Raw genomic sequence first — 18,570 nt, 5'->3', positions numbered from 1 at the left:
ATCAGACATGAAGAGAAATGTAATCCTAACACTGCTGCTTAGCGTCATCCTATTTCAAGCCCCTGCACAACAGATGTTGACGCTGGAAGAAGCGTTGGCAACCACTTTAAGCAACAATTTCAATATTCTTTTGGCAAAAAATGACCACAAAATAGATAGCGAAAATACAAGTGCCGGCAGCGCCGGAATGCTTCCTGCCGTTACAGGTAGTTTCAGTCGGAGCAATTCCATCCAAAACTCCCGGCAGGTACGGGCCGACGGTCAGGTGCAGCAGATTTCAAATGCCAAAAACGATAACATGTCCTATGGCGTCAACCTCAACTGGACCGTCTTCGATGGATTCGGCATGTTTGCACGACGTGATAGATTCAAGGAAATCCAGCGGCAGGGTGAAGCCGAAATCAAATTCGAGGTCATCAGTCAATTGAGTGAAGTTATAGCAACCTATTACAGCTTAGTGCAACAAAAGCGTTTATTGAATGCTTTAGACACCACCATTACCCTATCGCAATATCGCGTTACACTGGCTGAAAATAGACTGGAAATCGGAAAGGGATCCAAACTGGATTTACTGAATGCGAAAGTGGATCTAAACACCGATCAAACCAACCTGCTACGCCAACGCGAGAGCTTTCAAAATACAAAAACTTACCTAAACCAGCTCATGACCCGCGATCTGGGCATAGATTTTCAGGTTGAGGACGAAATGAAACTGGATACTGACCTTAAACTGGGGGAGCTGATCCAGATTGCAGACCAACAGAACCCGCAGATTCAATTGGCCCTTATCAATAAAAGAGTTGCCGAACTGAACCTTAAATCGATAAAAGCCGAGCGTTATCCCAAAATAGGCCTCAATACAGGCTACAACTGGAATGAATCTCACTCTTCATTGGGCTTCTCGACCGAAAACAAAAATAAAGGACTTAACTATGGTGTGACCGCCTCGGTGAATATCTTCAATGGCTTTCTTCAAAACAGAAATGAACGGATCGCCAAATTCCAGATAGAGAATACCGAACTACAGATCCAACAACAAAAACAAAGTATACAGGCGCAAGTCCGTACACTTTTTCAAACCTATATCACCAACATCGAACTGGCGCAGGTAGAGAAAAAGAATGAAGAACTCGCAAAAGAAAATCTAACTATCACCATGGACAAATTTCGCATCGGAACGATTACAACCCTCGAAGTCAGAACGGCGCAGCTAAATTATATCAATGCCATGACACGAAGTTATACCGCACAATACGATGCGAAAGTTTCAGAGATACGCCTGAAAGAGTTAACAGGTGAAACCTATTAGTTCGCAGCGTCCCAAAAAAAACAGACTATTCAGAAAAAATAAAAGCTCCCTTGTTATAAAGGGAGCTTTTTTTATTAGGAGCCATGCTCATTAATAATCAATTGCAATAATAGACCGCAGTGGAATCAATACACCACTCTTGATCTGGATATATCTATCGGTTAATGACCACACGGTGGTTTCGATACGCTTTGGTCCGGAATCTGTTTGAAAGGCTATTTCAGTCTTGGATTTAAATTCATTTCCCAAGCGAAGGGCCCCTTTTAATTTATCCATAAAACTTGCTGACTTATCTTCACTCGCAGGGATAAATTTAAATTGAGGAATTTCCTCTTTAGCTATTAGTTCTCCAACCATAATATTAGCATTTAATGTGTAAATTAATGTTTCGCGCTACACTAAATATAACGCGATATAACCAATCTTATTTTATTAAATTATGCCATTGGCTTATTTAAATCTACCTAATCTGGTGATAATAATCAATTAAATAGTTGAAAACTATCATTTATTTTACAATAAAAAAACGATTGGCAGTTTTCGCCTTTTTTTGTCTGGTTAGGTTCAAAAACTGTGCAACGGTTCATATGATCGGAATATCTTAAAATTATGTCATTTCATTTTGAATTTAGGGCACAAATCAGTCATATTGCCTAATTTTGCATAAAACTAAACAGAGATGGAAAAATCAGTCTTCGAGAAAAACTGGGAAATTTATTTTACACAATGTTACTCCAATGGTCGTATCCGTTTCTCTGACTTGTCCAATATTCTTCAGCTTACCGCTGGCGAACATGCTACCCAAGTTGGTTTCGGTTTTAAGGAAATGGCCAAACATAACCAGACCTGGGTGCTCAGTAGAATGCGTATTGAGATCAACAGACTGCCCAAATGGATGGATATTGTTCAGGTAAAAACCTGGGTACAGGAACTGGAAGGCGCACGTTCTACGCGTAATTTTGAAATTTCGGTCAATGGACAGGTTTATGTCACCGCCACGAGCTATTGGGCCGTCATCAATACAGTAAAAAGAAGTTCGGAAGATCTGGCGATTTCCGCGGTGGATTTTACAACCTATCCAGACCGTCCGGCAACTCAGCGACCGTTTTCAAAATTGAATATCTCGCAGCCGGTCAAAAATATAGATCAATATATTGTCAAGTTATCTGACCTTGATATTGTCAATCACGCCAATAATGTCAAATACCTGGATTGGTGTATGGATAGGCTCCCCATCGAACTTGTGCTGACCAATCAGATCAAATCGTTGGAGATGAACTATCTCCGGGAACTACGCCACAATGATACGGTAGACCTTAATGGCGATTCAACGGACAAAGGTTACTTTATGACTGTGACAAAACAGCAACGGATCCACTTTGCCCTCGAGGTGGAAATAAAATAAAATCGAAATAAAATAAAAAGGAGGCCAAGGCCTCCTTTTTATTTTGCGCTAAGCATAGGTATTATGCAAACGCTTTATCTCCTTTTTTATACGGGAAGTTTCCATCGTACTTTCCAGGGATTTTGACAAAACGCAACGCCTTTGTACAACCCAGTTCCGAGTTAAAGAAACCTGTCAACGTCAATTGTTTAAACATTGTGAACCAGTGTGGTGGATCGTTTTCTACGTAATTATACAATTGATTTTGTTTTTCTTTATTTTTCTCGCGGATATCCTTTTGCTCCTCTTCCTGCTTCTTATTAAATTCGTTTGCTTCTTTATCCAACGCTGCTGCTACCGCCGTACGATCTTCAGCAGAAAGCTCAAGGAAAGGTTTTCCTTTTACTTCTTTCGCCTTGGTATCCAAGCTTGCAAAACCTGTCAAAAATGCTTTCTGTTGCTTTTCAGTGTAACAGTCACGGACCATTACTGGAATAAAGCTTCCTACACCAGCTTCTTTTGCACCCGGAGTTGCAGTTTTAGGTAAAATAGCTTCCGCTAAATCGCCCAACAAATCGGTTGTTTTCGCCTCAAATAAAGCCGCTACATCCTTTGTGGCCGAGCGTGTACAGCCTTCCAGAAATAAATTGGCGCCGATAACGGTACCTCCTAAAATCAAGGCAACCCGTTGTAATGCTTCTCTTCTATTCATACTACTAAATATCTTAATTTTAGAAATTATATTTCATTTCCCAACCCTGTCTATAATTACGTTTGACATATTGATTCACATGATCAAAATTCGTCACACGCATATTATCATTATCCCATAACAATTTGAGGTTACGTCCCGGATATTTTCCGTCAATACGTAAATCAGCACCTCTGATTGCCAGGTTGGCCATCAATAAAGCTTCTGTCAAAGGACCTGCAATCTCAAACGGTGAACTCACCTCTTTCTTGCCGTAACCCGCTTGACAAGCTTCTACCCACTGCGCATAGTGACCAGCTTCTTGTCCCGGTACGCGTGCATATTTCTGTTCAACCTGATCTTTTCTTGAAGTTGGCAACAGACGTGCATTCTGACCGTAAGTGTCCGCAAGGATCTTACCTTTGGTACCTACGAGTAAAATACCGTTACCACCATCACCGAAGATTTCATTTGGACCCAATTCATCTGGACGAGCCGGTTGAATACCACCGTCCATCCAATGTAATGTTACCGGGCCATTTGTACGTGGAGTTTTAGGGAAAGTCAATGTCGCGTGACTTGACGGCGGACAGCTTTCTGGGAAATAACCACGTTTGAATTCATCCACATAAACAGAACCTACTGTTGCCTGCACATCCTGTACATAGGTCAGGCCTAAGGTGCTGAAAGGCACTTCCAACAAGTGACAGCCCATATCACCCAGTGCACCGGTACCATAATCCCACCAGCCGCGCCAGTTGAAAGGCACCAATTTATCCACATACTCTTTGTATGGCGCGGTACCTAACCAAAGGTCCCAATCCAATTCTTTCGGAATTTCGGCTTTGCCAGTCGGCCATGCAATACCTGAAGGCCATACCGGACGGTCAGTCCAACAGTATACCGTATGTACATCACCGATTAAACCGGCTTCGTACCATTCACGGACAAAACGCGGTCCATCATTGGATGCACCCTGATTTCCCATTTGGGTAACTACTTTATATTTCTTGGCCGCATGCGTCAGCGCTCTCGCTTCCCAGACATCATGGGTCAATGGTTTTTGCACATAGACATGCTTACCCAATTGCATCGCTGCCAAGGCCTGGATCGCATGTTGATGGTCGGGCGTAGAAACAGAAACAGCTTCAATGCGTTTATGCTCTTTGTCCAACATCTCACGGTAATCTTTATAATATTTCGCTTTTGGGTAACGTTTCAATGCACCTGCTGCACGACGATCATCCACATCACATAAAAACGCTAAATCCGCTTTACCTGAATCATGAAAGGAGTTAATGTCGCTGAATCCTTTACCACCTACGCCAATACCAGCTATTTGTAACTTATCACTAGGAGCGATGAAACCATTTCCTCCTAATACATGACGAGGAACGATCATAAAGGCTGCAGCAGCGGTTGCTGCAGTCTTTAAAAAATCTCTTCTACTCGACTTATTTGAGTTATTTTCCATTGTTATCAATCTTTAGCTATTAGATATTACCTTTTTTCAATTCACTAACCGCAAAATCGACCGCACGTGCAGTAAGTGCCATATAAGTAAGTGAAGGATTGACACAACCTGCAGAAGTCATACAGGCACCGTCTGTCACAAAGACATTCAAGGCATCCCAAACCTGATTATTGCCATTCAATACTGAAGTCTTTGGATCACGCCCCATCCGAGCTGTTCCCATCTCGTGGATACCCTGACCAAGACCATATACATTATCATAGGTATAGGTATCTTTAACGCCAATGCTATCCAGCATCTCCTTCATTTCATTTTGCATGTCAGCACGCATCTTCAATTCATTATCCTTGATTTCCGCATCAAATGATAATACAGGTAGCCCCCATTTATCTTTTTTGTTCTTATCAAGCGTAATTTTATTTTCATGGTACGGCAAAGTCTCTCCGAAGGCTGTAAAGCCCACAGTCCAGTCACCAGCTTCACAGATGGCATCTTTCCATGCTCCACCAACTTCCATCTCCGCAACAGCACCCGACCAACGGCCTCTACCTGCAGCTCCTTGATAACCAAACCCGCGAACATAGTCACGTTTTTTGGTATCACCGTCAACATTTACAAAACGTGGTACATACAACCCCGTTGGACGACGGCCAAAGACATAGCTATCCAGGTAACCATCCACCTTACCACCGGCACCACAACGGAAATGATGATCCATTAAATTGTGACCTAGCTCACCGCTGCTACTTCCCAAACCACCTTCCCATACATCCGTAGCAGAGTTCATCAATACCCAAGTTGAGTTTAGGGCCGATGCACACACAAAAATCACCTTCGCAAAGAATTCGTATGTTTTGTTTGTTTCAGCATCGACAATTTCAACACCTTTCGCCTTTTTTGTGTTTTTATCGTAGATAATCTTTGTGACGATGGAAAACGGACGTAGTGTTAAATTATTTGTTTTCTTTGCTGCTGGTAAGGTCGCGGATTGCGTACTGAAATAAGCTCCAAAGTTACAACCCAACCAACATTGGTTTTGGTATTGACAGTTGACACGGCCCTCATGTGGCACCGTGATATTTGCTGTCCGCCCCATAATGAAATGACGCTTGCCACCATATTGTTTTTTCAATCGTTCAGCCAGATCCTTCTCCACAATATTCATTGGCATTGGCGGCATATAATCCCCGTCCGGAAGCGAAGGAACACCGTCTCTATTTCCAGAGATACCAGCAAACTTTTCCGCATAGCTGTACCATGGTGCAATGTCTTTATAACGGATCGGCCAATCTACCCCATGACCATCTTTTAGGTTAGCCTCGAAATCCAGGTCACCCAGGCGATAAGATTGTCTACCCCACATTAATGATCTACCGCCAACATGGTATCCACGGTACCAGTCAAAACGCTTTACCTCTGTATAAGGGCTATCCTTCTCGTTTACCCAAAAATCAAGATTCTTTTCATTCAATGGATAATCTCTGCGCAATACGGGATAGTCCTCAATCATCTGCTGGGTACGACCACCTGCATGCGGCCATTCCCATGGCATTTTGTTTGGCGCGGTATAATCCTTAATGTGTTCGATATTACGACCACGCTCTAGCATAATTGTTTTCAGTCCTTTTTCTGTCAATTCTTTCGCAGCCCATCCACCACTTATCCCAGAACCGATTACAATCGCGTCATAAGTATTTGTTGCCATCTCTCTTCTAATTATTTGTTTTTAAATAGTTATTTTTTTCTGTTTAGTGTGCTGCACCAGTATTATCCACTTTCTCGTCTTTAAAAAGAGCTAAGAAGATAAAAAATACCACTGCGGCAATAATTGCTGGAACGACCCAGGTATGATTCCAAAACCCGGCTAAATCTGTTGCCTTCAAATCTTTATATTTATCGCCTACGTAACTTGCTACCCAGAAGCCGATCAATTGACCGACACCGTATGTTGCCAATGTAATCAATCCTTGTGCGGCAGATTTGTATTTAATACCCGCCTTGCTATCTGTATAAATCTGTCCCGAAACAAAGAAGAAGTCATAACAGATCCCGTGTAAAGCGATACCGATCAACAGCATGAAGGAAAGCTCACCGGCATTACCATAGGCAAACAACAGGTAACGGATTACCCAAGCCAGCATACCCACCAAGATTGTTTTCTTAAAGCCAAATTTTGTAAAGAAAATCGGCAGTGCCAATAAGAACAAAACCTCTGAAGCTTGTCCAATTGTCATTTTACCGGTTGGATTTTCCAAACCGATTTCTGTAAGGAACAGGTTCGCATTGGAATAATAAAATGCCAAAGGAATACAGATCAACACCGAGGAAATGAAAAAGATCAAGAAGTTTTTGTCTTTCAACAATTTGATCGCATCCAGACCAATAATTGATGCAAAGGAAGGTTTTTCACCTTCATCCAGTTTAACCGGCGGAGTTTTTGGCAACGCAAAAGAAAATATCCCCAGTACCAGAGAAGCTACACCTGACATCAGGAATGTATTCTTCAAGGCACCATCGGATGCCGCGGCATCCCATTTGAAGATATAACTAATCGCTAAACCAGCGACAATCCAACCAATTGTTCCCCAGATCCGTATCGCTGAGAATTGTTTTTCTGGGTTGGTCAATTGGCGAAATGAAACCGAGCTTGCCAAAGCCAGGGTTGGCATATACAGAATCATATAAGCCAATACATAAGGATAAAAAGTAGACATATTGGCCGCACCATACATCTGGTACATTAATACGGCACCGACCAAATGCAAAACACCCAAAATACGTTCGGCATTAAAATAACGATCGGCAATCATTCCTACGATAAAAGGTGCGATGATCGCGCCCAATGACTGCGTCGAAAATACATTAGCCATCTCAAAATCCGTTGCGCGCAGATTCTTGCTCAAAAAAGTGCCTAATGTGACAAACCATCCCCCCCAAATAAAAAATTCAAGGAACATCATGAAGGATAGTTTAAATTTTATTGTTGATGAAATCATAAATAAATGGTGTTTTACAATACTACTAATTGGTTTTACCAGCTCAATTTAAGAAATTAAATCTAATTGTCAATAGTACACTATTAAAATATTACAAAAAGCTATCGACCTCCCGGTAGGCAGCTACCAATCTGTCTTCACCTTCTTTTCCGGGCTTAGAATTGCCGTGTTCCATCCCCATTATTCCCTTATATCCCTTACTATGAATATGTTTGAATACGTTTTTATAATTGATTTCGCCGGTAGTCGGTTCTTTACGTCCCGGATTATCCCCAATTTGAATATAAGCGATTTCATCCCAGCAACGGTTCATATTTGCAATTAAATCGCCCTCGGTGCGTTGCATATGGTAGATATCGTACAAGATCTTACAGGAAGGGCTATTGACAGCCTTACACATGGCATAGGTTTCATGCGTTTGCTGTAAAAATAATTCCGGTGTATCACTTAAAGTCTCCAGCACCATGACCAAACCATGGGGTTCGAAAATCTCCGCTCCTCTACGCATTGCCTCAAGGATATTGCTGAATTGATTTCCCCAGGGCAATCTCCGCTCATAGAATCCGGGAACCACCGTAAGCCATTTTGCATTGCATCGTTTGGCCGCTTCCACGGATTTATGACAGGTTTCGACAAATTTATCCAAGAACTCCTTTTTACCTGTTGCCAGGGAAGGCATCCAGTTTTGGCCACCATCGACCACAAATACCCCCATGGTCATGCCCAATTTGGCCAATAGCTCCCCTATTTTCTTTTGCTCATCCAATGTACGGCCCAGGTAACCATTATCTTCAATTCCACGGAATCCCAAATCATGCATATAACGGATTTCGTCCAGGAAGTTGTCCCCTGCATGGTTCTTGAACATGCCCTGATGTGGTGCATAATTTAGATTGAATGTCTTTCCTTGATCCTTCATATGGGTTGCATTTTGATTTGTTGAAGCAAATGTATGCCCGGATAATCCGGCACCGGCGACCAAAAGGCCGCTTTTAATAAAATCAGATCTTTTCATTTTGTTTATAGTTGATTAATTTTTAAATAATTTACCAAATCCATCTGAATAAATCGTCTGAATGGTCTGGTTTTTATTTTTATAAATAACAAAAACTTCCACGCCCTTTAATTTTTTGGCCTTCGCGAGGATTTCTGTGGGCTCCATCCCCATAAAATAGTTGTCCAAAGCATCTGCATCCATGGCGGTCCGCGTGTATACGCTAACACTTAACACACTGGTTGTATAAGGAAATCCGGTCACGGGATTGATGTGGTGCCCCAGCTTTTTGTCCTTGTATTTAATAAATTTTTCAAAACTGCCAGCAGTGGTTAATGCACCGCTATGGAGTTGGACAACCGCTGTCATGATCTCCTCCTGACCGCTTTGATCTGGCTGGACAATTCCGATGGAAAAACCCTTTTGTCCCGGCGGAGTTCCCGAAGCCCTGATCTCACCCCCCACTTCTACCATATAATTGGAAATTCCCTTGTGTTCGAGGTAATCGGCCAGTACATCGACAGTATATCCTTGTGCAATACCGTTGACATCAATCTTAACACCCGGCTTTTCCTTTAGCAGTTGCCTGCGATTGACTTTGAGATGCTGCATGCCGACCAATTGCTTTGCCTGATAGACTGTTGCCGAGTCCGGCACAATCTGGCTTTTTTTAACACCAAAGCCCCAAAGGTTGACCAGTGGGGCAATGGTAATATCGAATTGGCCTTGAGATAGTTTGTTGTATCGGAATGAAGCCGCAATCACATGAGCCATATGCTCATCCATATCGATCCGCATCACACTGTCCTGATTGAACAGGGAAATTTTTGAATCCTTGCGATAAACCGACATCGATAGATCAATGACCTTTAAGATGCTATCAATCTCCGACCGCTTGACAAGACTATCTGCGGCGAAATAAGTAATGTGAAACTGCGTGCCTTGTGCTGGGCCCTCCAGACGAATCTTGCTTAACTCTTTTAAACCCGGTTGCGCCTGTAAACCAAGCAGCCCAATAATAAAAAAGAATAGACAGCAGAACACTCTTTTAAGCCCCATCACTGCACAGCTATTAAATATAAAGGCTTGTATTTTGACCCGGATTTGCTACCGCATAAAAACCTTCTGCATCAGGCAATAACTTCGGTTTAGCGTCCCAAGCCAATACATCTGGTCCCAATTTGATGGTTGATTTTAATGCCTCATCCCATTTGATGACCTTACCGGTGTAACAGGCAATACGTCCGATAATACCCGTCAACGTACTGTAAGCGCCGTATTCAGCGTTGTCAAACTTATATTCGCCTTTGGAAAGCGCATCGAAAAATTCTTTATGCTCCTGTTGATACGGATTAGGATTACCCTTCGCATCATGACGATAGATCTCTTTACCTTTCCAGTCATATAACACAGCCTGGCCACCAGCTGAAAGGTATACACGGCCCTTTGTCGCCTGAAACTGCTCATCAACACGGTTTTGTATTCCTTCGAAATGGCGGCATTGACTATATACGACACTGTTGTCCGCATAGGTCATTTCCAGCGCAAAATTATCATAGATCTCACCATATTCCTTACCGGTACGATGTGCCCGGCTTCCAGTCCCCTGGATCGATACCGGGTACGAACCTTTCACCCAGTTGGCAATATCGATATTGTGTACGTGCTGTTCTACGATATGGTCACCACACAACCAGTTGAAATAATACCAGTTACGCATCTGATATTCCATTTCTGTTTGTCCAGGTTTACGTGGACGTACCCATACACCACCTGAATTCCAATACACCTGTCCTGAAGTCACATCACCGATTGCGCCATCGTGAATACGTTTGATCGCTTCGCGATAGTTGGTCTGATAGCGACGTTGCAAACCCACGACAACATTCAATTTCTTGCGTTTGGCTTCTGCCGCAGCGCGTATGACCTGTTGTACACCGGGAATATCAACAGCAACAGGTTTCTCCATAAAAACGTGTTTTCCCTGACGGATTGCTTCCTCAAAATGGCTTGGTCTAAAACCTGGAGGCGTCGCCAAAATAACAACATCAGCCAATTTGATCGCTTCTTTATAGGCATCAAATCCAACAAATTTATGGTTATCGCTGACATCGATTTTATCCTGCCATTTTTCCTTAAGGGTATTATATGTACTATCTAAATTATCTTTAAATGCATCGGCCAAAGCAACTACCTTGATATTTGCACCCGAACTCAGTGCGTCAAATGTAGCACCGGTACCTCTACCCCCACAGCCGATCAAAGCAACTTTGATGACATCAGAACCAGCAGCATAGGCTCCGGATAAAGGCAGCGAGCTTAATAGGGCACCGCCTGCGACCACAGCAGAAGTTTTAATAAAATCTCTTCTTTCTAGATTTTCCATAATAGTTTTATATTGATTATTTTATTTTTTAAAAATCTTTAATTGGTTTTTTATCATAATAGGCCATAATTTCTTCATGGCTAGGTGGGTTCAGCGGTCTGACCAAACGCATACCAACAAATGGGGCTTCTGGAAACCACCAATTACTTTTTGGAACCTGCGGATCCAATTGCTTCCATACGGGGTCTGAGGCACCACGGGCGGCTGAACGGAGGTCATCTGCGGCATGGTCAAAGGCTCCACCGCGGACAACATGTGGATACAAGGTCGTCGGTACAACCACCGGATTGCTTAATACTTTATCCTTACCTTCGTTATAGCTATCCGCTTTGTATTGGTCGTAGGTCCATTCAGCCACATTGCCATAAATATCATAAAGCCCCCAAGGATTCGGCTTCTTCTGTCCTACAGCATGCGTTTTCTGATCCGAATTATCTTTAAACCAAGCATATTCGCCCAGCTGTCCTGCTTGATCGCCAAAGAAGTAAGCTGTCTTAGCGCCGGCACGGGCCGCATATTCCCATTCCGCCTCAGTTGGCAGACGGTAGAATACACCGGTACGCACATATAACCACTTACAAAATTGAATTGCATTATAGTGGGTCATCGCAAGTGCGGGATGCCCCTCTTTACCAAATCCAAATGTCATGTCCAGATAGGGCTTGGTGGGTCTGGTTACCGCGTCGATTTCCGGGGCAACCTTACCATCCTTGCTTTTTGCAATTTCATAATCTTTATACAGAAAAGGCTCAAACAAGTCCCAGGTTACCTCGTACTGTCCCATCCAGAATGGATCGACTTTCACCTCATGTGCTGGCTTTTCATCTTCCTTTCCGCCAGTCACAGATCCCATTTTAAAGCTTCCTCCAGGGATAGCTACCATTTTAAACGAAAGATTGGTCCCTTCAATGGTCTGCTCATAAGGGTCAAACTTCTGTTGAGCAATAGCATGTACCCCAGCAAACAACAAAACAGGAATTAAGAATCTTTTTAACATATTTAGGTTTCTATTTAAAGACTAAAATATAAAATAAGGTGTATACTTTACACTTTGACATTATAACTTTTTTATTACAGTTTAATTCTTAACAGTAGAATCGATTTATAATAACGGTTTAGCAAATTGACCTACCGTTCTTTACGCCGAACACAGTAAATCAAAAAAAATCCCCCAATAAAAAAGGTTTCCCATCGCTATGGAAAACCTCTTTATCTTTTTTGCTGATCCGTACTCCTTATAATAGGATTTTCCGGCTTACCGCTTTGTCTATGGTAATATATCCTGGATAAAATACCGATTGGCCAGCAATATTGATAGAAGGTTTAATTTTTAACGTAAAAATTCCTTTTTTATTCTCATCACTGGACATTAAAAAATCCTGCAGGTCCGAATTCACCAAAAGATCATAAATATTGGTCGCAATACGCACATTGGCCACAGTTGAAGCCCCAGGTTCAATTTGCAGGGATTGATTGACAATACCCTCAACAAGCTGCTGGCCACCATATAGGATGATGTATTGAAACTTATTGATCGATGCTTTCTTTAGCGTCGGATTATCTATTTTAAGACGGATTACAGCATCCAATGGAATATCTTTTCTTAAATAAGCCAGAGCCAGGCTCGGCGCTGCTCCCAGATCAATCTGATTATTTTTGACCAGACGCTGCAACGATGTTCCTGCCAAGCGAATACTGTCCACGGATTCCACATCAAACTTGCATTTTGCCAGGTTCTCGATCTGTGCTTTTTGTCTGTTCACCCCACATCCGGAAATGAATAACCCCAAAAACACCAAACATCCAAATAAAATTTTCTTGCTCATAACCGCTATTTTCCTCCAAATTTATATAAAACTCCCAGTGTAAACAATGGGTAACCGGCTTTTAAATAGGTATTGCTTTTAAAGCCGAAAACCATACCATTGGTATACTGCAATTTCCACCCCTTTCCAAGTCCCATTCGGGTGTAAAATACGGGCTCGATCAGCATATTATCTTCTTTCTCCGCCGGAAGACCGTCAATTGCGAAGCTTTTCATGCGCATATTGCTCAGCCTGATAATGGTACCATAATCAATATCATGTCGGCTTCCGAACAATTTTAGGGCATCTTTCTTTTCCGATGAAAAGTTTACCTGCACGAAAACCTTGTCAAAGTCCATATCCTGCGTCTCCACGATCGACTGCCCCATCGTTGATGATCTTTTATCAATGACACTCGTCGTCCCCAGCCCATAACCCCCATATACTTCAAATACGCGATTATTTTTCTTACCAAAGCGTGTAAAGTATCCTATCCCCGCTTCGCCCATTTTCTGCGCATAATCTTTGATATTGGATCTATTATCCACATAGGATCCGTTAGCAATAACGGCGAGGTGATCGCTCACTGCAACACCTAAATTTGCGGACACATTTGCTTTTGTATTGATGTTTCCGGAAACATATACCTCACCGGCTTGAGTAAACATTGGTGCCGAAGGTACATTGGGCATATAGATCGAACTACAGGAATATAAAGAACAGGCAAACAATCCAGCACACAGACCATATCCAAACTTGTTGTATTTCATAAATCGGTATTTATCTTAAAAACACATATCCCTTATAAAAATTGTACCAAAGCTTTTACATTTAACAGAAAATAACAATGTACGCAAGCAATACACCTCTGTTTTTTTTCACATTTAAGATTTCAGTCAGCCTTGACCATCAGCAAATCACTCTGCTCCAGCCAGATGCAAAGTTTCCAATCTTAATAATAGCATTAAGCCTGTTGAAAATTAAATTCGATAGCAAAAAGCGATAGGTATAAAAAAAGGCATCAATTGCTTGATGCCTTCTTCAAATATTGTTGCAAACCTTATGCTTGTTCTGTAGGAACTACAGATACATAAGATTTATTGTTAGCTTTTTTACGGAAAACTACTTTACCGTCTACTAGAGCGAACAATGTGTGGTCTTTACCAATACCAACATTTGTGTCAGGATTGTGCTGTGTACCGCGTTGGCGAACGATGATGTTACCAGCGATTGCTTGTTGACCACCGAAGATTTTGATACCTAAACGCTTGCTATGTGACTCACGGCCGTTCTTAGAACTACCCGCACCTTTTTTGTGTGCCATTTCTTTATCTTAATTTAAGACTAATGTCTGATTAAAAATTCAATTATAACGTAATACCAGTGATCTGGATTTTAGAAAATTGTTGACGGTGACCGTTTTTCTTTTTGTAGCCTTTACGACGTTTTTTCTTGAAAACGATAACTTTATCGCCTTTTAAATGAGACAAAATTTTAGCCGAAACTTTTGCACCAGCAACGCTAGGTGTACCAATGGTAAATTTACCACCGTCTTCTGCTAACAATACATTGTCAAATTCAATACTAGCGCCTTCATCTCCTTGTAAACGGTGTACAAAAAGGAACTGGTCTTTTGCAACCTTAAATTGCTGTCCTGCTATATTTACTATTGCGTACATTGTTAATTAATTAAATGTGTTATTAAATGAAGGGCAAAAGTAATTAGTTTTTCCCATAATTCAAAGACAAATCTATCTTTTTCCCTCCAATTATTTTCAACCGTCGCGCTATCCGCATCCGAAATAACAGAATGGCAAGGATTAAACGCTTACCAAACTAAAATTCTTTTTTCGGGTGCGACATACATTTTAGCTGTAGGCTGCACATTAAATGCCTTATAAAATGCCTCCATATTATAGACAGGACCATTTACACGGAATTGTTCCGGGCTATGTGGGTCAACCTTCAGACGTAAACGCATACGCTCGTCGCTGCTCTTCACCCGCCACACCTGCGCAAAACTTAAAAAGAAACGTTGATCAGGTGTGAATCCGTCAATCTTCTCGCTTCCCTGTCCTTGTTTGGTCAATTTAAACGCATCGTAAGCAATGTTCAATCCGCCAATGTCAGCCAGGTTCTCGCCTAAGGTCAGCTCTCCATTGACATGTTGATTATCCAATAAAGTGAAGCTGCCATACAATTTTGCGACCTGATTGGCCCGTTCAGTGAACTGCTTGGCATCCACGGCTGTCCACCAGTCGTTTAGGTTACCATCTTTGTCATACTGCCTACCTTGGTCATCAAAACCATGAGTCATCTCATGACCTATGACAGCACCAATCGCGCCATAATTGATCGCATCGTCGGCATTGGCATCGAAAAATGGGAATTGCAGGATGCCCGCCGGAAATACAATCTCATTGTACGGAGGATTATAGTAAGCATTTACAGTCGGTGTCGTCATCAGCCATTCCTTCTTGTCGACAGGCTTGCTTATCTTGGCGACCATCTCCTTGTAGGCATGCTTAGCCGAAGATTGCAGATTGGCGTAATACGTATCTTTTGCGATTTCTACATCGCTATAATCTTTCCATTTTTCGGGATAACCAATTTTCTTGACAAAAGCTTCTAATTTTTCGATCGCCTTTTTCTTGGTCTCCGGTGTCATCCAATCCAATTTTTCAATTCTTGACTTGTACACCTTTTGCAGATTATCGACCAGTTCCATCATGCGCTTCTTTGCTTCGGGTTTAAAGTAGTCTTCCACATAAAGTTTCCCCACAATCTCACCCAGGTTTTCATCTGCTGAGCTCACCATTAATTTCCAACGCTCTTTTTGTTGCTTCTGCCCATTCAGTGTCTTACCGAATAATTCAAACTTAGCGTCTCGAAATTCCTTGCTTAACGCCGTTGCCGAAGCATTCGCCAAATCTGCTTTTAACTTTGTTTTCCAGACCTCTACAGACTGTGATTTCAACAGATTGTTCAAAGCCAGATAGAACTTAGGCTGTTGCACCAGGATCGTGTCCGTCTTCACTTCCAAACGGCCGAGAATATCTTTCCAGTTCAAATTAGGCGTTTGTTTCTGAAAATCCTGAACGGCAAATTTATTGTAGTTTTTGATCGGATCCCGCAGCTCCACAGGTGTTAGATGAGATTTCGCGATTTCCGTTTCCAGTTTGAGTACCTCTTCGGCAGATTTCTGTGCATTTGCCCCCTCACCGATCAATCCGAACAGTTTAACCAAATAGGCTACATAAGCTTCCCGGATCTTTTTGGCTTTATCGTCCTGGTCCAAATAATAACTCGCCTCAGGCAGATTCAACCCTCCTTGGAAAAACTGAAGCGCATTTTTGTTGCTGATCCGATCATCGGCAGCGACATAAAAACTAAAAAGGTCACCATCCCCTTCTTTGAATCCATCAGCCGCATAGGCGATCAATTCATCAACATTTTTTAAGGCATTGATTTTTTGAATAGTCCCTTCTATCGGCTTGGCGCCTAGCTTATCAATTGTCACTGTATCCATACCACTCGCATAAAAATCACCGGCTTTCTGCTGATCTGAACCCTTCTTACTGTTGGATTGGGCTGCATTTTCCAATACCGTTTTTAATTTCTGCAGGTTTTCATCTGCTAAAATATAAAATGAGCCCCAACCGGTTTCGGAAGCAGGAATCTGCGTATTTTTCATCCATGCGCCATTTGCATATTGAAAGAAGTTGTCGCCAGGATTGACCGTGGTATCCATGCCAGAAACATCAAAAAAATTGGTTCTGACTTCCTGTGGACTCTCCTTACTTTTATTGGACTGACATGACAGCATCATTAAGACGATCGAGAGCGTCCCCCATTTGACTTTTTGTATCATACTTTATTAGATTAAAGAATATAACTAAAGCTAAGCATATTTTGAAGCGCTTCAAAAATACAGCGTAATTATTTCAAAAGTTTTACTTCATATAAGTCTTTACGTCGGTCTTTTTTGATTTTTACCGTACCATATTCATGCAGGTCGCGCAGGGCATAAAGATCCACATCGGCAATCAGCACCATCTCCGCATTGGGCGTCGCCTCGGCCTTGATGGCGTTATTCGGAAACGCAAAATCCGATGGTGTAAATACGGCGGATTGTGAATATTGAATATCCATGTTGTTAACACGGGGCAGATTCCCGACGGAGCCCGCTATAGCCACATAACATTCGTTTTCGATCGCACGGGCCTGCGCACAGGTCCTGACACGGATATAGCCATTTTGTGTATCTGTCATAAAAGGCACAAATAGGATCTGCATCCCCTGATCCGCCAGAATACGGCTCAGTTCAGGAAACTCGACATCATAACAGATCAACAGCCCCACCTTCCCGCAGTCCGTATCGAATACCTTCACCTCACTTCCCCCCACCATACCGTAATATTTAAATTCATTCGGTGTGATGTGAATCTTTTTGAATTCATCCAGTTTACCATTGCGATGGCAGAGGTAAGAAACATTATAAAGCTTTTTGTTTTCCATCAGCGGCATGGAACCGGCAATGATATTGACGTTATAGGACACCGCAAATTGCTGAATGCGGTCAATAATATCCGAGGTATGCTGTGCCAGCCTTTCCATGGCCAATCGCTCAGGAAGATCATTATAAGGGCTCATTAATGGGGTATTGAAAAACTCCGGAAACATGATAAAGTCTGTCCCATAATCACTCACGGTATCCACAAAAAATTCGACCTGGTCATAGAACGCCTCGATATTATCAAACAAGCGCATCTGCCATTGCACCAATCCCAAGCGAATGGTCTGCTTGGTCGTCGAAATCGAACGGGTCTCCGATTCGTAATAAATATTATTCCATTCGAGCAATGTGGCAAACTCCATCGACTCAGCATCCTCCGGTAGATAATGTTTTAGGATTTTTTTGACATGAAAATCATTGGAAAGCTGAAAGGTCAGGGTCGGATCATAAATCTCCTTGCGTTTTACTTTCTCAATGTAAACCCTTGGACTCATTTTGTCCGCGTAATTATGGTAATTGGGAATCCGGCCGCCCGCAACGATGCATTTTAAGTTCATCTGCTCACAGAGCTCTTTTCGTGCGTCGTACAGACGTCTTCCCAAGCGCAAGGCCCGATGCTCGGGATGGACGAATACCTCGATGCCATACAAGGTATCACCGTCATCACTGTGTTTGCTGAACTTCCCGTCGTCAATAATATCGTAATAGCTATCGTAGATATTATTTTTTTTGGAATTGAGGATAATGGACAGCGCACAGGCAACCACATGCCCGTCAATCTCCACGCACAATTGTCCTTCGGGAAATATATCGATCAGGTCCTGAATATTTTCCTTCGACCAGGTATCCCCCACACCATCATACGCTTGTTCCATTGATTTTTTCAAATCAACATAATCCTTCTTTGTCAAGTTGCGCACTTGAATATCCATAGTAATCTCCTTTTGAAATAAGTTTTCCTAAAAATAGCAAAAGTCGGGCCCAAGCGCAAATATCCTGGTGGTCCCTTAGCCAC

At 42.2% G+C, this 18,570-nt stretch carries 17 protein-coding genes; 2 read left to right on the top strand and 15 right to left on the bottom strand.

From position 1 onward, the window contains the following. The first annotated feature begins 7 nt into the window (after window positions 1–7). A complete protein-coding gene (locus tag ABDW32_RS06405; protein ID WP_343560561.1) occupies window positions 8–1,309 on the top strand; it encodes a TolC family protein in 1,302 nt (433 codons plus the stop codon). 90 nt (window positions 1,310–1,399) lie between these two features. Here the strand turns inward: ABDW32_RS06405 and ABDW32_RS06400 are convergent, their stop codons facing one another. Continuing rightward, window positions 1,400–1,666 carry a hypothetical protein gene (locus ABDW32_RS06400; protein ID WP_175991998.1) on the bottom strand — a complete coding sequence of 89 codons (267 nt, stop codon included), beginning with the start codon at window positions 1,664–1,666 and terminating at the stop codon, window positions 1,400–1,402. A gap of 322 nt (window positions 1,667–1,988) precedes the next feature. On the opposite strand from ABDW32_RS06400, the gene ABDW32_RS06395 reads away from it, so the two are divergent. After that, complete coding sequence (locus ABDW32_RS06395; protein ID WP_343560558.1) at window positions 1,989–2,714, top strand: acyl-ACP thioesterase domain-containing protein; 726 nt, start codon at window positions 1,989–1,991, stop codon at window positions 2,712–2,714. Window positions 2,715–2,775: 61 nt separating this feature from the next. On the opposite strand, the gene ABDW32_RS06390 is transcribed toward ABDW32_RS06395, so the two are convergent. The 14 genes from ABDW32_RS06390 to ABDW32_RS06325 all read right to left on the bottom strand — a co-directional run bounded on the left by ABDW32_RS06390 (window position 2,776) and on the right by ABDW32_RS06325 (window position 18,487). After that, complete coding sequence (locus tag ABDW32_RS06390) at window positions 2,776–3,405, bottom strand: gluconate 2-dehydrogenase subunit 3 family protein (protein WP_343560556.1); 630 nt, start codon at window positions 3,403–3,405, stop codon at window positions 2,776–2,778. A 19-nt stretch (window positions 3,406–3,424) separates the two neighbouring features. Next, window positions 3,425–4,858: a Gfo/Idh/MocA family oxidoreductase gene (locus ABDW32_RS06385; protein ID WP_343560554.1), complete on the bottom strand. Its 1,434-nt coding sequence runs from the start codon at window positions 4,856–4,858 to the stop codon at window positions 3,425–3,427. Window positions 4,859–4,877: 19 nt separating this feature from the next. Continuing rightward, on the bottom strand, window positions 4,878–6,563 hold the full coding sequence (locus ABDW32_RS06380) for a GMC family oxidoreductase (protein WP_343560552.1): 1,686 nt from the start codon (window positions 6,561–6,563) through the stop codon (window positions 4,878–4,880). Window positions 6,564–6,606: 43 nt separating this feature from the next. After that, window positions 6,607–7,851: an MFS transporter gene (locus tag ABDW32_RS06375; RefSeq protein ID WP_343560962.1), complete on the bottom strand. Its 1,245-nt coding sequence runs from the start codon at window positions 7,849–7,851 to the stop codon at window positions 6,607–6,609. A 94-nt stretch (window positions 7,852–7,945) separates the two neighbouring features. Next, on the bottom strand, window positions 7,946–8,869 hold the full coding sequence (locus ABDW32_RS06370; RefSeq protein ID WP_343560550.1) for a TIM barrel protein: 924 nt from the start codon (window positions 8,867–8,869) through the stop codon (window positions 7,946–7,948). A gap of 15 nt (window positions 8,870–8,884) precedes the next feature. After that, the gene (locus ABDW32_RS06365; protein ID WP_343560548.1) at window positions 8,885–9,907 is read right to left on the bottom strand and encodes an FAD:protein FMN transferase; all 1,023 of its coding nucleotides are present in this window, start codon (window positions 9,905–9,907) and stop codon (window positions 8,885–8,887) included. 13 nt (window positions 9,908–9,920) lie between these two features. Then, window positions 9,921–11,234: a Gfo/Idh/MocA family oxidoreductase gene (locus ABDW32_RS06360; RefSeq protein WP_343560546.1), complete on the bottom strand. Its 1,314-nt coding sequence runs from the start codon at window positions 11,232–11,234 to the stop codon at window positions 9,921–9,923. Between the two features lie 28 nt (window positions 11,235–11,262). Then, window positions 11,263–12,231, bottom strand: a complete 969-nt coding sequence (locus tag ABDW32_RS06355) for an SUMF1/EgtB/PvdO family nonheme iron enzyme (protein WP_343560544.1) — start codon at window positions 12,229–12,231, stop codon at window positions 11,263–11,265. A 238-nt stretch (window positions 12,232–12,469) separates the two neighbouring features. After that, a complete protein-coding gene (locus tag ABDW32_RS06350; protein WP_077434846.1) occupies window positions 12,470–13,060 on the bottom strand; it encodes a hypothetical protein in 591 nt (196 codons plus the stop codon). Between the two features lie 5 nt (window positions 13,061–13,065). Next, window positions 13,066–13,809 carry a hypothetical protein gene (locus ABDW32_RS06345; RefSeq protein ID WP_343560542.1) on the bottom strand — a complete coding sequence of 248 codons (744 nt, stop codon included), beginning with the start codon at window positions 13,807–13,809 and terminating at the stop codon, window positions 13,066–13,068. 290 nt (window positions 13,810–14,099) lie between these two features. Continuing rightward, entirely contained in the window at window positions 14,100–14,363 is a 264-nt protein-coding gene (gene rpmA / locus ABDW32_RS06340; protein ID WP_046672918.1) for a 50S ribosomal protein L27, read from the bottom strand. Window positions 14,364–14,406: 43 nt separating this feature from the next. Continuing rightward, complete coding sequence (rplU, locus tag ABDW32_RS06335; RefSeq protein WP_028068281.1) at window positions 14,407–14,718, bottom strand: 50S ribosomal protein L21; 312 nt, start codon at window positions 14,716–14,718, stop codon at window positions 14,407–14,409. Window positions 14,719–14,867: 149 nt separating this feature from the next. Next, window positions 14,868–16,910, bottom strand: coding sequence for a M13 family metallopeptidase (locus ABDW32_RS06330; RefSeq protein WP_343560540.1), 2,043 nt, complete (start codon window positions 16,908–16,910; stop codon window positions 14,868–14,870). A gap of 68 nt (window positions 16,911–16,978) precedes the next feature. Beyond that, window positions 16,979–18,487: a bifunctional GNAT family N-acetyltransferase/carbon-nitrogen hydrolase family protein gene (locus tag ABDW32_RS06325; protein ID WP_343560538.1), complete on the bottom strand. Its 1,509-nt coding sequence runs from the start codon at window positions 18,485–18,487 to the stop codon at window positions 16,979–16,981. Between the last annotated feature and the right edge of the window lie 83 nt (window positions 18,488–18,570).

Source organism: Sphingobacterium sp. (assembly GCF_039596235.1).
GTDB lineage: Bacteria > Bacteroidota > Bacteroidia > Sphingobacteriales > Sphingobacteriaceae > Sphingobacterium.
The sequence above is the reverse complement of the archived record's forward strand: the minus strand, read 5'-3'. Positions and strand labels throughout refer to the sequence as shown.

Coding starts and splice junctions, on each gene's coding strand:
- ABDW32_RS06405 (WP_343560561.1), top strand. CDS start 8: ATGAAGAGAAATGTAATCCTAACACTGCTGCTTAGCGTCATCCTATTT.
- ABDW32_RS06400 (WP_175991998.1), bottom strand. CDS start 1,666: ATGGTTGGAGAACTAATAGCTAAAGAGGAAATTCCTCAATTTAAATTT.
- ABDW32_RS06395 (WP_343560558.1), top strand. CDS start 1,989: ATGGAAAAATCAGTCTTCGAGAAAAACTGGGAAATTTATTTTACACAA.
- ABDW32_RS06390 (WP_343560556.1), bottom strand. CDS start 3,405: ATGAATAGAAGAGAAGCATTACAACGGGTTGCCTTGATTTTAGGAGGT.
- ABDW32_RS06385 (WP_343560554.1), bottom strand. CDS start 4,858: ATGGAAAATAACTCAAATAAGTCGAGTAGAAGAGATTTTTTAAAGACT.
- ABDW32_RS06380 (WP_343560552.1), bottom strand. CDS start 6,563: ATGGCAACAAATACTTATGACGCGATTGTAATCGGTTCTGGGATAAGT.
- ABDW32_RS06370 (WP_343560550.1), bottom strand. CDS start 8,869: ATGAAAAGATCTGATTTTATTAAAAGCGGCCTTTTGGTCGCCGGTGCC.
- ABDW32_RS06365 (WP_343560548.1), bottom strand. CDS start 9,907: ATGGGGCTTAAAAGAGTGTTCTGCTGTCTATTCTTTTTTATTATTGGG.
- ABDW32_RS06360 (WP_343560546.1), bottom strand. CDS start 11,234: ATGGAAAATCTAGAAAGAAGAGATTTTATTAAAACTTCTGCTGTGGTC.
- ABDW32_RS06355 (WP_343560544.1), bottom strand. CDS start 12,231: ATGTTAAAAAGATTCTTAATTCCTGTTTTGTTGTTTGCTGGGGTACAT.
- ABDW32_RS06350 (WP_077434846.1), bottom strand. CDS start 13,060: ATGAGCAAGAAAATTTTATTTGGATGTTTGGTGTTTTTGGGGTTATTC.
- ABDW32_RS06345 (WP_343560542.1), bottom strand. CDS start 13,809: ATGAAATACAACAAGTTTGGATATGGTCTGTGTGCTGGATTGTTTGCC.
- rpmA (WP_046672918.1), bottom strand. CDS start 14,363: ATGGCACACAAAAAAGGTGCGGGTAGTTCTAAGAACGGCCGTGAGTCA.
- rplU (WP_028068281.1), bottom strand. CDS start 14,718: ATGTACGCAATAGTAAATATAGCAGGACAGCAATTTAAGGTTGCAAAA.
- ABDW32_RS06330 (WP_343560540.1), bottom strand. CDS start 16,910: ATGATACAAAAAGTCAAATGGGGGACGCTCTCGATCGTCTTAATGATG.
- ABDW32_RS06325 (WP_343560538.1), bottom strand. CDS start 18,487: ATGGATATTCAAGTGCGCAACTTGACAAAGAAGGATTATGTTGATTTG.